General features: G+C 55.1%; 11 protein-coding genes. 5 read left to right on the top strand and 6 right to left on the bottom strand.

The features are described from left to right. Positions 1-152 precede the first annotated feature (152 nt). The 4 genes from MKY74_RS05185 (at position 153) to MKY74_RS05170 (ending at position 3,918) form a co-directional block, all read left to right on the top strand. Positions 153-929, top strand: a complete 777-nt coding sequence (locus MKY74_RS05185; RefSeq protein WP_076172005.1) for a gluconate 2-dehydrogenase subunit 3 family protein — start codon at positions 153-155, stop codon at positions 927-929. Positions 930-962: 33 nt separating this feature from the next. After that, positions 963-2,684, top strand: a complete 1,722-nt coding sequence (locus MKY74_RS05180) for a GMC family oxidoreductase (protein WP_076172008.1) — start codon at positions 963-965, stop codon at positions 2,682-2,684. Between the two features lie 44 nt (positions 2,685-2,728). After that, positions 2,729-3,457 (top strand): twin-arginine translocase subunit TatC, encoded by a 729-nt coding sequence (tatC, locus tag MKY74_RS05175; protein ID WP_076172010.1) that lies wholly within the window; start codon positions 2,729-2,731, stop codon positions 3,455-3,457. A 260-nt stretch (positions 3,458-3,717) separates the two neighbouring features. Further along, positions 3,718-3,918: a twin-arginine translocase TatA/TatE family subunit gene (locus MKY74_RS05170; RefSeq protein WP_076172013.1), complete on the top strand. Its 201-nt coding sequence runs from the start codon at positions 3,718-3,720 to the stop codon at positions 3,916-3,918. Between the two features lie 1,567 nt (positions 3,919-5,485). Here MKY74_RS05170 and MKY74_RS05165 read toward each other — a convergent pair. From MKY74_RS05165 to MKY74_RS05150, 4 genes are all read right to left on the bottom strand, one after another. Continuing rightward, positions 5,486-7,375 carry an ABC transporter ATP-binding protein gene (locus MKY74_RS05165; RefSeq protein ID WP_076172015.1) on the bottom strand — a complete coding sequence of 630 codons (1,890 nt, stop codon included), beginning with the start codon at positions 7,373-7,375 and terminating at the stop codon, positions 5,486-5,488. Continuing rightward, positions 7,362-9,107 carry an ABC transporter ATP-binding protein gene (locus MKY74_RS05160; RefSeq protein ID WP_076172018.1) on the bottom strand — a complete coding sequence of 582 codons (1,746 nt, stop codon included), beginning with the start codon at positions 9,105-9,107 and terminating at the stop codon, positions 7,362-7,364. The genes MKY74_RS05165 and MKY74_RS05160 overlap by 14 nt, the downstream gene beginning before the upstream one ends. 133 nt (positions 9,108-9,240) lie before the next feature. Further along, positions 9,241-10,242 (bottom strand): glycosyltransferase, encoded by a 1,002-nt coding sequence (locus MKY74_RS05155; RefSeq protein ID WP_076172021.1) that lies wholly within the window; start codon positions 10,240-10,242, stop codon positions 9,241-9,243. Between the two features lie 60 nt (positions 10,243-10,302). Further along, complete coding sequence (locus tag MKY74_RS05150; protein WP_076172024.1) at positions 10,303-11,967, bottom strand: PucR family transcriptional regulator; 1,665 nt, start codon at positions 11,965-11,967, stop codon at positions 10,303-10,305. 148 nt (positions 11,968-12,115) lie between these two features. Here MKY74_RS05150 and ald point away from each other — a divergent pair, with 148 nt between their 5' ends. Further along, positions 12,116-13,243 carry an alanine dehydrogenase gene (gene ald / locus MKY74_RS05145; RefSeq protein ID WP_076172027.1) on the top strand — a complete coding sequence of 376 codons (1,128 nt, stop codon included), beginning with the start codon at positions 12,116-12,118 and terminating at the stop codon, positions 13,241-13,243. A gap of 91 nt (positions 13,244-13,334) precedes the next feature. Here the strand turns inward: ald and MKY74_RS05140 are convergent, their stop codons facing one another. Beyond that, positions 13,335-14,093 carry a stalk domain-containing protein gene (locus tag MKY74_RS05140; protein ID WP_076172030.1) on the bottom strand — a complete coding sequence of 253 codons (759 nt, stop codon included), beginning with the start codon at positions 14,091-14,093 and terminating at the stop codon, positions 13,335-13,337. Between the two features lie 132 nt (positions 14,094-14,225). Continuing rightward, positions 14,226-15,224, bottom strand: coding sequence for an efflux RND transporter permease subunit (locus MKY74_RS05135; RefSeq protein ID WP_076172033.1), 999 nt, complete (start codon positions 15,222-15,224; stop codon positions 14,226-14,228). Positions 15,225-15,525: the final 301 nt, after the last annotated feature.

The following is a 15,525-nucleotide window of genomic DNA, read 5'->3' as shown; positions in this document are numbered from 1 at the left end:
TTGCCTCAATACAGCTACGATGCCCCAGCAATAAGCTTTTCATGTACGCGGATTATCGTGATTTCTCGGATTTGCGGTTTTTTCGCCTTGGCGTGGCATGTGCATAATATACCCAGCAAAGGGGAACATATCCCTCAAGGAGGAATGCAACCATGGCAGAACAACAAAAGGAACAACCACCAAGCGGGTCCAGGCGCCAGTTCCTGAAATATTCAGGGACGGCGATCGGCGGTCTGGTCGTCGGGGGCGTGATCGGCGGAGCCATTACCGGCGGCTTCAACAAGAAAAAGCCGGCTGCGAATGCGCCGACATCGCCGCAAACCGGAACGCAGCCTGCTGCAGATTATAACCATGCGACCATGTACTTCAACCAGCGCCAGCTGCAAATTACACAGGCAGCGACAGAGCGCATTTTCCCTAAGGACGATAACGGTCCTGGAGCCAACGATTTGGGTGTTGCTTACTACATCGACCACCAGTTAGCCGGTCACTGGGGCTTCAATGCCCGCGAATACCGCATGGGGCCTTTTGTTAAAGGGGAAGCCACACAAGGCGACTATCAGAGCATTAACCGTAACGAGGTCTTCCTGCTCGGGCTTACCGCCATTGACAATGCAAGCCAGAAAAAGTACCAAAAGGGGTTTACCGACCTTGCCGACGAAGAAAAAGACGCCATTCTGACTTCGCTCGAAAAGGGTGACATTGAAGTGATTAACGGCATCACCGGCAAAAGCTTCTTCGATCTGCTTCGCAATATGACGCTCGAAGGCGTATATGCGGACCCGCTCTATGGCGGCAACGTCAACATGGAGGGCTGGAAGATGCGGAACTATCCGGGCAACCAGATGTCCTATGCCAAAATTGTCGGTGAGGACGCTTTTGCAAAAACAGATCCGCTCAGCCTGCATGACCATTTGGCCACACATTAATTTTTACATGCTGACAGAGAAGGAGAGTTATCCATGGCTACGAAATTGCCAAGAGTCCCGGTATTGATCGTCGGGATGGGATGGATCGGCGGCATTATCGCCGCTGAATTAAGCAAACAGGGAATCAAGGTCGTCGGCCTGGAACGCGGTAAACCCCGTTCCACCGAGGATTATTACATGGTCCATGACGAGCTCCGTTACGCCCAGCGCTATGAACTGATGCAGGATTTGTCCAAGGAAACGATCACCTTTCGGAACACATCGAAAATGACCGCCCTGCCGATGCGCCAGTACGGCGCCTTCCTGCTCGGGGAAGGCCTCGGAGGCGCAGGCATCCACTGGAATGGACAAACGTACCGGTTTCTGCCGTACGATTTCGAGATCCGGAGCAAAACGATCGAGCGCTATGGGAAGAAAAAAATTCCGGATGGCATGACCATTCAGGACTGGGGCATTACATACGACGAGCTGGAGCCCTATTTCTACAAGTTCGAAGAGGTCGCAGGCATCTCCGGGGAACAAGAACAGACGCCGATGGTCGGCAAGCGCTCCAAACCGTTCCCGACCAAGCCGATGATCAAGACGCCGATGATCAAAATGTTCGAGGAAGCGACCAAAAAGCTGGGCTACCATCCGTATATGATGCCGTCGGCCAACCTGTCCGAGCAGTATACGAACCCCGACGGCATTACCCGCGCCCCTTGCCAGTACTGCGGCTATTGCGAGCGGTTCGGCTGCGAATACGGCGCCAAGGCCGATCCGGTCGTGACCGTGCTTCCGGTCGCACAGAAATCGGGGCATTTCGAGCTCCGTGAGTATGCCAACGTGACGGATATTCTGCATGACGGGAAAAAAGCCACCGGCGTGAAATACGTCAACCCGTTGACCGGCCAGGAATATGAGCAGCCGGCAGACGTCGTCATTCTGGCGAGCTACGTGTTCAACAACGTCCGGCTGCTGCTGACGTCCAAGCTCGGCAAGCCGTACGATCCGAATACGGGAACGGGCGTCGTGGGCAAAAACTACGCTTACCAAACGAATGGCGGGTCGGCGACGGGATTTTATGACGACCAGCAGTTCAACCTGTTTGCCGGAGCCGGCGCGCTTGGCATGGAGATCCCGGACTTCAACGGCGACAACTTTGACCACAGCGATCTGAATTTCATCCACGGTGCCGGCATCCGGATTTCGCAAACCGGGCTCCGCCCGATCGCGAACAATTCGGTTCCGAAAGGGACGCCAACGTGGGGCAAAGACTTTAAAGCGACCTCGCTGAAATACGCGAACAACTACTTGACCGTGGCGGCGCAGGGATCGAGCATGCCATGGAGGCACCACTATCTCGATCTGGATCCGACCTACAAGGATGCTTACGGCAAACCGCTGGTCCGGATCACGTTCGACTTTGAGGAGCAGGACCGGCAGATGATCGCCTTCATGGCAGGTAAAACCGAAGCCATCATGAAGGAAATGAAGCCTTCGTCCATCGGCTCCTCCAAAGAGCTGGGGCCGTTCAATATCGTGCCGTATCAATCCACGCACAACACCGGCGGCGCGATAATGGGATCCGACCCTTCAACTTCGGTCGTCAACAACTATCTCCAAATGTGGGATGCCGAAAACGTGTTTGTCGTCGGCGCATCCGCCTTCCCGCATAACAGCGGTTATAACCCGACGGGTACCGTTGGCGCCCTCGCTTACCGGGCTGCGGAAGGCATTGCGAAGTATTTGAAATCGGGCGGATCTCTCGTTTAAGCGAAAACACCGCCTGGGGGCAAGGAAAAAGCGGAGGAAATCAAATGGATCAAGACAACTGGATTGTTCATGTCGCCGAGGCGCGAAAGCGGCTGATCATCGTCGGCATCTGCTTCATCGTGACGTTTGCCGCCGGATTGTACGCCGCCCCCGGCATCCTGCTCTACCTCAAGTCTCAGCCTTTGGCGGAGCCGATCGCCTGGAACGTGTTTTCCTTTACGGACGGCATTCTGATCTACATGAAGTGCGCGCTGATCTTCGCGCTAATGTTCACGGTTCCCGTCCTGCTGTACCAGCTATGGGCTTTTGTGAAGCCGGGGCTCACAGAGCATGAGGCGAAGAGCGCGTTCCCCTTCATTCCGGTCGCATTCATGCTTTTTCTGGCTGGGCTGTCGTTCAGCTATTACGTCGTGTTTCCGATGATGCTGAAGTTCATGAAGCGCATGAACCAAACGATCGGGGCGATCGAAACGTACGGGATTGACCGGTACTTCGGGTTCCTGTTCGATCTGGTCATCCCGATGGCCATCGCCTTCGAGCTTCCAGTGGTCATTCTGTTCCTGACCCGAATCGGAATCTTGACGCCCGATACGCTGAGAAAGACGCGCAAATACGCGTACTTGGGGCTGGCGATCCTCGGCTCCTGCATTTCGCCGCCGGATTTCGTCTCGCACCTGTCCGTCACCATTCCGCTCATCCTGCTGTTCGAGATCAGCGTTTACGTATCCGGCCGCCAGTGGCGGAAAATGCAGTCCAGCCCATCCGGCAGCTAGGTCGCTGCATTCCCGCCATCCGGTTGCTGGGCTACTGCAGTTCCTGTTCATCAGCAGCTGGACAGCCCCAAAGTCTGGCAACTGCAGCAGTTCAATCCGTCAGGCAACTATGAAATTGCACTCTCCGTCTACCCGAGACCGCATCAGTTCCGTAGTCCGGCAACTCGGGGTTGCAGTCCTGACCATACGACAGCCGCCATCCGTCCAGCGTTCAGTCATCTGGGGCTAGGACGTTAATCCAGAAAAGAGGTGTACATGCTATGCTGAACAACATTGGTGTATCCGGCCTGGTCATTATTTTGGCCATCGCCCTCGTCCTCTTCGGGCCATCGAAGCTCCCGCAGCTCGGAAGAGCGTTCGGGGACACGCTCCGCGAGTTCCGGAGCTCCACACGCGGAATCGTCGAGGAAGAAGAGACTTCCTCCGAGTCTTCGGTGAAGCAGCTTGTCGAGAAGCGCTAATATGCCCAACGCAACGCCTATTAAACAGATAAAAAGCAGCCTCCCCTATGGGGAATGGCTGCTTTTTCAATGAGGGTCCCTTCGATGGGGACTCTTTTTGGCTCTTCAATGGGACCCTCTGAAGAGACTAGTTGCTTATTAATGAGGGTTCATTTCCGGGGACCCCTGCACGACTCACTTCTATGTGCCCTTCGCTTACTTTATAAGAATAAAGAGGGGGGTATACGAAAATCGTCCTTTTCCAGTGTACATTTCTCTATTTTGTCCCACAAAAGAAAGACACGGCACTTATATCTCCAGCCCTCGAATCAAAGAGGATACCTCTATATTTAGTGTTAAAACTCACGAATAATCTATATCTAGAAACTCACGATGGACCAAAGGTATGGTACTAGTGTCCACCTTTTAAAAGACAAAATCGAGTTTTGTTCGTTGTCAGTAGACAAATCCAGTCTAATTGGGACCAGCAAGAGGGCGTAAGGGCCCAAACCTTTCTTTTTCCCGTTGTTCTCCTGGTTTTAAATTCACGAACTGCTCCCTAGAACTCCACAATTCACAAGCCAATCAACTGCTCCACGACACTCCAAAAATCTCAAGTCAATCAGCCTTTTCTCCGGTACTGTTCAGATTTCAAAACCACCAACACTCTTCCTGATCTCAAACCCACTAACTGCTCTCAACAATCACAAATCCCAAATCAATCAGCCTTTTCGCTGGTACTGTTCAGATCTCAAACCACCAACACTTTTCCTCCTGATCTCAAACCCACTAACTGCTCTCAACAATCACAAATCCCAAATCAATTAGCTTTTCTCCGGCACTGTTCAGATCTCAAACCACCAACACTTTTCCTGATCTCAAACCCACTAACTGCTCCTGACAATCACAAATCCCAAATCAATCAGCCTTTTCGCTGGTACTGTTCAGATCTCAAAACCACCAACACTTTTCCTGATCTCAAACCCACTAACTGCTCTTAACAATCACAAATCCCAAATCAATCAGCCTTTTCTCGTCTCAAAACTACTACCTGCTCCCCGACACTCTCGATTTTGAAATAGCAATCGCACTTCCTCTGTCCTCATATAATGGACATATCCTTGTTTTGTTTTATAAAAGGAGGACACGACACTATATTCTTCTACGGGCGGTTGGATAGAAAATTTTCCTATATTTTGTGTTATTATTTATGTTCAAATCAATATATGGGGTTGTGACTGAGGATAAAGATATGGTGTTAGTGTCCACCATTCAAAAGACAAAATCGAAATTTGTTCGTTACGAGTGAACAAACACTATGAAAATAAAAATTTAGGTTTTGTTCATTGTCAGTAAACAAACATCTTGAAAGATACAATCTGAATGTGTTCGTTGTCACGGAACAAACACCGTGAAAGATACGATTTGAATGTGTTGGCTGTCAGTGAACAAACACCTAGATACACATCGAAATGTGTTTGTTGTCAGTGAACAAACTCCTTTAAACGCTACAATCTGAATGTGTTCGATCTGATTAAGACAAATTCAATAGAATCGCGAACAAGCTCCGGGAGCGCAAGCCGACCCATTATTCTCCTGCGCTCTCCAGGTTTTTGAACTGGCTCTCGAACATCCGGGCATAGAAGCCCTGGCGCCCGATCAATTCGTCGTGGCTGCCCTGCTCCACGATCTCACCATGATCGATGACCATGATGTTGTCGGCGTCCCGGATCGTATTGAGCCGATGCGCGATAATGAAGGTCGTACGATCCTTCATGATTTGGAGCAGCGCATCCTGGATATGCAGCTCGGTTCGCGTGTCGATACTGCTCGTTGCCTCGTCGAGGATGAGGATCGATGGCTTTGCCAGAATGACGCGGGTGATGGCCAGCAGCTGGCGCTGACCCTGGCTGAGATTGCCGCCGTTCTCCGACAGCTCCGTCTCATAGCCGTCCGGCAGGCGGCGGATGAATACGTCGGCGTTCGCCATCACGGCGGCTTCGCGGATTTCCTCATCCGTCGCGTCAGGCTTGCCGTACTTGATGTTTTCCTTGATCGTGCCGGAGAACAGGTACGTGTCCTGCAGCACGATCCCGAATGTGCGGCGGAGGCTGTCGCGGGTGTAATGTCGGATATCGACGCCGTCGATCCGGATGGAACCCCCCGTCACGTCGTAGAACCGTGTCAGCAGATTGACGATCGTCGTCTTGCCCGCCCCTGTCGGCCCCACCAAGGCCGTACTGGTCCCCGGCTTCGATTCGAAGCTGACCCTTTTCAGGATCGGCACCTCTGGCCGGTACCCGAAGCTTACGTCCTCGAATACGACGTGGCCTTTGGTGCGATTGAGCTGTACCGCATCCGGCAAATCGTCCGGCTCCTCCCGCTCGTCCAGCACCTCGAACACCCGCTCTGCACCCGCCACGCCGGACTGGAGCAGATTATAGATGTTGGCCAGGTCGTTCAGCGGGCGGACAAACTGGCGGGAGTAGCTCAGGAAGCTCGCGATCACGCCGACGGTAATGAGGCTCTTGACGGCAAGAATCCCGCCGACGAGCGCGACCGCGGCGAAGCCGATGTTATTGATGACGTTCATGAGGGGCATCATGAAGCCGGAGCGGATCTGCGCTTTGAGCCCGACATCAAACAAGCGGCCGTTGACCGCCTCAAACTCGTTGATCGCTTGATGCTCGTGATTAAACGCCTTGACGACTTCCATGCCGGAAATCGTCTCTTCGATATGTCCGTTCAGCATGCCAAGCTGAACCTGCTGCTCCTTGAACAGCACCGACGTTTTGCGGGTGACCGTGCGCGTCAGCAAATACAGAATCGGCACGGTTATGAGGCTCGCCAGGGTCAGGATCGGGCTGAGCACGATCATCATCACCAGCGAGCCAATAATGGCGATACCGCCGGCCATCAGCTGTGTGGTGGATTGGGAAACGGTCTGGCTCACATTGTCGATATCATTAGTCAGCCGGCTCATCACTTCCCCGTGCGACCGGGCGTCGAAATAAGAGACCGGAAGCTTCTGCAGCTTCTGAAACAATGAACGGCGGAGCCCCGCAACGATTCGCTGCGACACGCCGGCCATCAGCCAGCCCTGCAGAAAGACGAGCACGACGTCCGTGATATAGGCAGTTGCCAGCACGATAATAAACGACTGAAGCAGCCCGAAAGCGACGCGCCCCTGGTTCGCGGACATAGCGTCGATCGATTTACCGATCAGAAACGGTCCGATCAGGGTTACGCCCGCATCGATGATGATAAACACCATGATCAGGCTGAGCAGCTTGCGCTCGCGTCCGAAATAACGCCACAGGCGCCCCATCGTTCTCCGGAAGTTTTTGGGCTTGACCGGCTTGCCCCGGCCCATACCCCCGCTTCCGGGTCCCCTCATCATCCCGCCAGGGCGTCCCGCAGGACCCGGTGCCCCAGGAGGCGGCGTCTGCTGTGCCTGTGCGGCTTCATTCTGCGGCATGCGGATGCATCTCCTTTCCCATTTGGGATTGGTAAATCTCCTGGTAGACCCGGCACGTCTCCATCAGCTCTTCATGCGTGCCCGTGCCGACCATCTCCCCGCGGTCCATTACCACGATCCGGTCGGCATCCATGACCGACGTGATCCGCTGGGCGATCAGGATGCAGGTCAGCTCGCTGGCATACGTCCGCAGCGCTTCCTTGATTCTGGCTTCGGTCGCGACGTCCACAGCGCTCGTGCAGTCGTCGAGAATCAAAATTTCCGGCTTCTTCACCAGCGCCCTGGCAATGGACAAGCGCTGCTTTTGTCCGCCCGAGAAGTTGACGCCGCCTTGGCCGATCCGGCTGGCATATCCTTCAGGCGAAGCCATGATGAAGTCATGCGCTTCGGCGATCCGGCACGCCTCTTCCATTTCATCTTGGCTCGCGTCTTCTTTGCCCCATTTCAAATTGTCCTCCACCGTGCCGGTGAAGAGCATGATCTTCTGCGGAACGACGGCGATCATCTCACGCAGCGCATGCGGGTCCATGTCCCTCACGTCGGTGCCGGCCACTTTGACCCGCCCTTCGCCGGCATCGTAAAAGCGCGGAATCAGGCTGACGAGCGTACTTTTTCCCGAACCGGTCGAGCCAATAATCCCCACCGTCTCTCCGGGAAGGCAGGTCAGCGTAAAGTCGCGAATGACCGGGTCGCCCTGGGTTCCCGCATAGGAGAAGCTCACATGCTCGAAGTCGATGCGTCCGCGCTGAGAAGCGCGTTTCGCCGCCGACTTCCCTCCATGATACAGCCCGCTTCCTTCGGCAAACACTTCGCCAATCCGTCCGGCGGACGCCTTGGCCCGCACGAACATGTTGAAGACGTTGCTGATCATCATCAGCGAGAACAGCATTTGCGTCATGTAGTTAATGAACGCGATGATGCTGCCGACCTGCATCTGCCCGTTGTCGACCCGAATCCCGCCGATCCAGAGGACGGCGATGATGCCGAAATTGAGGAAGAGCGAAATTCCCGGTCCGAAAACGGACATGACCCTCATCGACAGGACCGAGCGGCTGGACAGCTCCGTGTTGGCGCTTTCAAATTTTTCCACTTCGTAATCAAAGCGGTTGAACGCCTTGACCACCCTTACGCCCGACAAATACTCGCGCATGACGCCGTTCACTTTATCCAGCGCCCGCTGCACCCGGATAAAGAATGGAAAGCCGATCTTCATGTTCAGCACGATGAGAACGGCCACAATCGGCACCACCACCGCCAGCACGAGCGACAAATGCACATCCAAACGGATGGCCATAATAAGGCTGCCCACGCACAGCAGCGGTGCCTTTACGAAAAACCGCATCATCCCGTTCACGAAGTTCTGCACCTGGGTGACGTCATTCGTCAGCCGTGTGATGAGCGAGGCCCGGTCGAACTTATCCATGTCTTCGAACGACAGGGACTGGATTTTCCGGAATAAATCGGACCGCATTTCCGCCCCGAACCGCTGTGACACATGGCTTGAAATGATGTTCCGGGTGGAGGCCGACACCGCGCCAACGGCGGTGATCAGGAGCATAAGCCCTCCGTAATGGAGGACTTGATCCATCCGGCTCTGGGCCACTCCGACATCGATGACCTTGGACATCATCGTCGGCTGCAGCAAGTCGCACAGCGACTCTACCGCCAGAAACAATACCGCTACGCAAAACAGTTTCCAGTATTTCTTGACGTACTTGTTGAAAAAGGACATGGCTGCATCACCTTTTTACGCTTATTTGAGGTAAAGCTACATGTTCACCGATATGTAATTTAAGACATATACACTAGTGAAGATTACTCCTTTTTCGGTCATCTGTCACGACCAATATCCGGCAAAAATCTTTTTATTCCCTAAGCCACTTGTCAAAAAACTCGCGGTACCCTTCCTTCATGATGCGGCTGGAAAAGCTCTCAAACGCGTAGCTCCGGTTGTCCCAAGAATAAGAAGACGGCGATGCCGCAGCCATGTTGACCAGCTCAAACCAATTTTTTTCGTTCCCTGAAAAGGAATGCCGGGCGCTGATATGGCCGTAGCATGGGTGCTCGGGCTTTACGACGATTTTGCCCATGGCGAGCGCTTCGGTCAGCGGCATGGCGAACGTATCGAATTTCGAACAGTTCCAGTACACCTTCGCCGTGTTCATCAGCTTAAAAATATCATCCTGGCTCAGCGCAAACTGCAGCCGGACATTGAGCGGGATGTCGTATTTCTTCATGCTCTCCCGGTATCGTTCGCCCCCGAAGACCATGTACACCTCTTTGTCCGGATTCTGCCGGGCATACTCCAGCACGAGATCCGGCCGGCGGTTCTCCTCGTCCCGTCCGATCCACAGAATGCGGTTGTTCACGATCTGCGACGGGTCAAAATGCCGCTCCGCCAAATCCTCGCTGAATCCGATCGGGATCACATCCACGTCGGTTACCCCGAAATTGCGGGCAAGCTCGCCTTTCAAAAACTCGGTCTGCACGATCGCCTTGTCCACCATTTGATAAAAAGGCTTCATCATGTCGTACCCCGTCAGGGCCGGATCGGGAAAGCTGTGCGGAAAGAGCACGCTGTGTTTAAGAAACATTTTCAGATAGGTAAATCCGGATACGGTATAGATCACGTGCTCGATGCCGTTCGCGTAAATCTGGTCCAGCACGATGTCATAGTTTACCAGGTCACCCTTCTCATGCTCGTATCCCGGCACCCAGTCATACCCGCTCACATGGCGCTCCGGAGATATAAAGACGATATCCACCCCCAGCTCGCGGCCGATGGCCTGCAGGCGGTCCGCAAAGACGCGCGGCCCCTGCCTCTCGGTAAATTGGATCTTTCTCATGACCAGTCCGACTTTGTTCATAACTTCATCATCCTTTATCTGCACTGCCTTTCTGAGTTGAGAAATCAACAGGTATACGGGTCAGGACAAGAGCGGGCAGGCCAGCAGCGCCATTTCCAGGCATATACGGCGTTCCGGCTCCAAAAAGTCCTCCCCGAGAATTTCATTTAGTTTGTCCAGACGGTTGTACAGGGTCTGCCGGTGGATAAACAGCGCCTTGGCCGTATCGTTCTTCGAGCCCATGTACTGCAAATAGACGTCGAGCGTCTGCACCAAATGCAGGTGATGCTCCTTGTCGTAAGCCATCAGCGCCCCAAGCTGCTCCTCGACGAACGATTGGAGGAACGCCTTGTCCGGGATGGCCTTCAGCAGCTGGTAGACGCCGATCCGCTCGTAGAACAAGTTGCTGCGCATCAGCTCCACCGAGCGGGATACCTCCATCACTTGCTCCGCTTCCTTGAAGCTTTTGTGCATGTCGGTCATCCGCGGGCGGATGCTGCCAAAGCCTGCGTGCAGGCTGAACGGCTGGGTAAGACCCACGCCCGTCAGGCGCAGGCTCTCCACGATCCGGCGCACCGCCTGCTTCAAGGCCGCCGCGTTGTCCCCTGAAGCGGAACGCTCCCGCGCGCACAAAATGTAGATGCGGTGCCCTTTCTGCATCAGCAAATTGCGCAGACCGTGCTTCTTGAGCAGGGCGCGCAGCCGGACGAGGAGATCCTGCTCCTCCGCTTCGATCCGGTCCCGGTCGGGCCGCAGGGCGCTGTCCGGATACTCCAGCTCGACGATGCCGCCGATGAAGAGGACCTCCCCCTGCTTGGCCGGACGTACGCCCATCCGGGAACGCGCCGCCTCTTCGTCCTCCAGCTGGTGGGACAGAATGTCCTGGATCAGCTGGTTCTGATCCCGCAGATGCTTCTCCTCCAGGAACAGCATCCGCAGCAGCAGCGTGGCCAGCGATTTGGCCGTGTAGTCCAGCAGCAGGACGATCCGGTCCAGCGGCTGCTCGCCCGGGAGGATCATCCCCACGTACGCCAAGGTCTCGCCGAGGCAGATGACGGGCTGCGAGAGCAGCAGCCGGTCTCCCGGCATCGGAAAGCGGCTGGGCTCCTGGGCGGCCGCTTCATTTCCCTCCACCTGCTTGCGGTAGAAGAAAGTCAGCTCATCCGCCTCCTCCGAGGTTGCCGGCTTCGGACAAAATTTATTCGCCTCCACGGACGAATGATACACAATTTGATAACCCGTGTATTCATATAATACATGGAGAACGGCATGAACATCCGTACTCTGCAGGGTAATCTGCTGCAGCCGGCGGGAAAAGGCCTCCAGATCCTTCAGCAGCTGATGCTGCTGGTTGATCAGCAGCCCGTGAATATCCTGGGTGATTTCAACGAAGCGGACAGGCTGCTCGAACACGAGCAGCGGAAAATCACACTGGTCCGCCAGCTCGATAATTTCCTCCGGAATGTTCTCGATGCTCGTGCCCAGCTCCACGCACAGCCCCGCCGCCTGCTGGCGGATGAGCTGCTGCATGTAGGACAGGCGCTCCTGCTCGTAATGATGGAGCCAAAGGCCGGTGGTGAGGATCAGGTCGTTCTTCGTCACGAACGGAGCCACGTTCGTGATTTCGAGAATATGCACCCAGCCCACCTCACGGTCCAGGCCGTTCGCTCCGGCAATCAGCCGGGCCCGTTTGAACACCGGGCGCTCCAGCACTTCCCGGATATGCAGGTTGAAGCCGCTGCTCATCGGCATTCACATCCCTTATGTTAATTATGGTAACACCAGCCGAACATTATGTCCTGCCGCTGCGGCAAACGGATTGACAAGACGTATGATGAATACGCGCCGATTCGATTGTACACTTTTAATATATTATGAGGTGAGGTGATCTGTCATGAAAATCGGAGTACCCAAGGAAATAAAAAACAACGAAAATCGCGTCGCCGTCACGCCGGCAGGTGCCCTCGAACTGATTCAGCACGGACATGCGGTATATATCGAGCATCAGGCCGGAGCGGAAAGCGGATTTCCCGATGAAGAATACAAGCAGGCCGGAGCCACCATTCTGACGGAAGCATCGGAGGTGTGGTCCCAGGCCGATATGATTATGAAGGTGAAAGAGCCGCTTCCCAGCGAATACGGATATTTCCGTAAAGGGCTCATCCTGTTCACATACCTTCACCTGGCCGCCGAGCCGAAGCTGGCCGAGGCACTGGTGAAGTCCGGCGTTACCGCCATCGCCTACGAAACCGTAAACGTGAACGGCACTCTGCCGCTGCTCACGCCGATGAGCGAGGTGGCCGGACGCATGGCGGCGCAGATCGGCGCCCAGCTGCTGGAGCGCCCGCATGGCGGCAAAGGCATCCTGCTCTCCGGCGTTCCGGGCGTGTCGCGCGGCAAGGTGACGATCATCGGCGGCGGGACGGTCGGCATGAACGCGGCGAAAATCGCCGTGGGTCTCGGCGCCGACGTCACCCTGCTCGATCTCAGCATTCCACGGCTGCGCCAGCTGGACGATATTTTCGGCAGCCAGATCAAAACGCTGGTGTCCAGCCCGTCGAACATCGCGAAGTCGGTTCAGGAGGCGGACCTCCTGATCTGCGCCGTCCTGATTCCGGGCGCCAAAGCGCCGCGCCTCGTCACCGAGGAGATGGTCAAATCGATGAAGCCGGGCTCGGTCATCGTGGACGTGGCGATCGACCAGGGCGGCATCGTCGAAACGATCGACCATATCACGACACACGATAACCCGACGTACGTGAAGCACGGCGTCGTGCACTATGCGGTGGCGAACATGCCGGGCGCGGTGCCGCAGACCTCCACCTTGGCGCTGACGAACGCCACCATGCCGTTCGCCCTGAAGCTGGCCGGCGAAGACCTGCAGCATCTGCTGGCAACGAACAGTGCCATCCGCAGCGGGGCGAACGTGGTCAACGGCAGCATCACCTACGAGGCGGTGGCCCGCGACCTCGGTTACGACTACGTGCCGGCGGAGAAGGCACTCGGACGCATTAAAGTATAGCTTTCACTCATCCCTACGGGATCGATGCCCATGGCAAAAACCGGCTTCCTAATGTATAGGAGCCGGTTTTTTGGGGTCCGCTTCGGTTACTTTACTTGACAGTAATTTGAATTTCGGCCGATTCCTCGAAACGCTCGCCCGTGGACTTCAGGCTAAAGTCTGGACGCGCGGTGATCGTGTACTTCCCTGGAGGAAGGGTGCTCCACCTGGCGTCCTTCAGCATCTCGGCGGGCAATTCCTCATTCGGGTGGGCCTTCTGATAGATCGTAAAGTTATAGCTTGGAATATCGATGAATGAGTCCAGCTGATCCAGAAACACATCGCCGGGCGAATAGGTAGTGGGAATCAGGATCCCAGGGATAAGGGCGCCCCCTCCCTCCCCCGCCTCATCGCGAATCTCAAAGTAGAACGGCTTAAAGCCTTGATTAACAACTGCCTCCTTGTCCCCCAGGTACTCCAGCTGCGCCCAGACCGGAATCGGCTTGCCGTAGGGAACCTCCGTTTCGGCAGCATACAACGACAGCTTGAAATCCCCCAACGTCTTCGTGGCATGAACCTTCGACTTCCCGTTCACCGGAACAGGCGTATCCACATGCACCGTGTTGAACTCCTTGTCGTAAGAAACTTTGGCTCCCATCGCCGTGGAAACGTCGCGCAGGGGGACGTAAGTCGAGTCCCGGTAGGAGAACATCGGACCGGTTCCGCCCTTCGCCTCTTCCCCGTTAAAAACCAGCCGCGGATGAACCGGCTTGACCTGAAGCGAGTCGGAGGAATAGGCGGCGACGGATAAGCTCCATGCGGCGGCGGCCAGACCGGTTACCGCAGCCGCCCGTATCCATAATTTGCTCATGCTGCTGCACCCTCTTTTCCATGAATCTGTATGCCTCTCGAACTCATTGGACATTTTAATCACTTAGCCCAATCATACATGGTTATGGAAATTATTTGAAGTACCAGGGGTGCAGCAACACAGCATGTAACCCTATTCAGTGAAGGTGGCGCGCGTTCCTTGGTCAAACAAGACCGTTAATTTCACGTCCTCCGGCGGATAACCGGTCATGCCTGAAAGACGTTCGCGGATCCTCTTCGATACTTCCGCAAGGTTGACTGAAGGTTCTTTGAAGATGTCCACAACGACACCCCCAATTCCTCCGGTCCTGGCAGTCGTCTGCCTATCAACCAGCGATGGGGAAAGGGTCGCAACGGAGGAGAGGGGCACGCTCTGGTCGTGGTCTCCGCAGATAGCAGCGTCCATCCAATCCGTCTCGTACGGGCTCCAGCCTGCAGCTTCGAAAGGGATGAACGTAACGCTGTCCGCCAGTCGGGCTTGAACAGAAAGATCGTTTACCCCGTCCAAGGACTGCTTGACGTTATCGACCGTTAATCCAGCCTTGGCCAGTTTATCCATCCGAACCGATAGAACATAGGTATTTTCTCCCGAGCCGGTACCCCGGACATCGCTTACCCCCGTTGTACGCAGCAATTCATCGGCGATGCGGGCTTGAACAGTCGTTCGCAGCGTCTCTTCATCCACCTCTCCTGAAGGGCTTGTCACCTTTAACTTCATGATCGGAAAAGAGTCGGCCCGGATGCGGGTGACCTTCGGCTCACCCGTGCCCGCAGGCAAATCCACGCCCTTTAAAGCTTCGTTTACGTCCCGCTCGGCACGGTCCATAGTATCATGCAAGGGAAAATACAGGCTGATCAGGAGTCCGCCATTAAAACTGTTCATCTCCAGCAGCTGCAGATCTTCCACAGCGCGGACCGCTTGCTCAATCGGCGTTGTCACGTTATGTTTAATCTCCTCGGCCAGGTAACTCGGGGCTTGGACCGTAATCAAAAGTGCAGAATGATTGACCGGTGGGAGATCCTCCCGCTGCATACGGTACGCAGACATTTCTCCCCAAACTAAAATGATGGCCGGCAAAACCAGAATCAATACGGTTCGTTTCATCGCTGCCCCAATGAGTCTGTTCAACATCCATCAGCTCCTTGTAGAATTGACGAAATGCAGACCATCTCCGCGGGATCCGGTCCGGTACGGACTCATAAGGCTTGAGATTCGGCTTGCAGGTCAAGAGCTCGCTCAAAGGGATGGCTCTTCCGCATCGCTCTGTCTCATCGTTCCCGCTTCTTTTTGGATCGGTTTGGAGCCGGCCTGCAGCCTAGATAGTAAGAAGTGAATGTAACGGTGATATAAAAAGAAACGTCGAATCAGATTAAACCTGCATCCAAAGCAAAGAAGAGGCCCTCGCAGGACCTCTTCATACATCGCTTTGAGC

Origin of the sequence: Paenibacillus sp. FSL R5-0378, from assembly GCF_038009285.1 — a bacterium.
In the GTDB taxonomy this organism is placed as follows: Bacteria; Bacillota; Bacilli; order Paenibacillales; family Paenibacillaceae; genus Paenibacillus_AQ; species Paenibacillus_AQ favisporus.
Note: the sequence above shows the minus strand (reverse complement) of the source record. Positions and strands in the feature narration are given on the sequence as shown.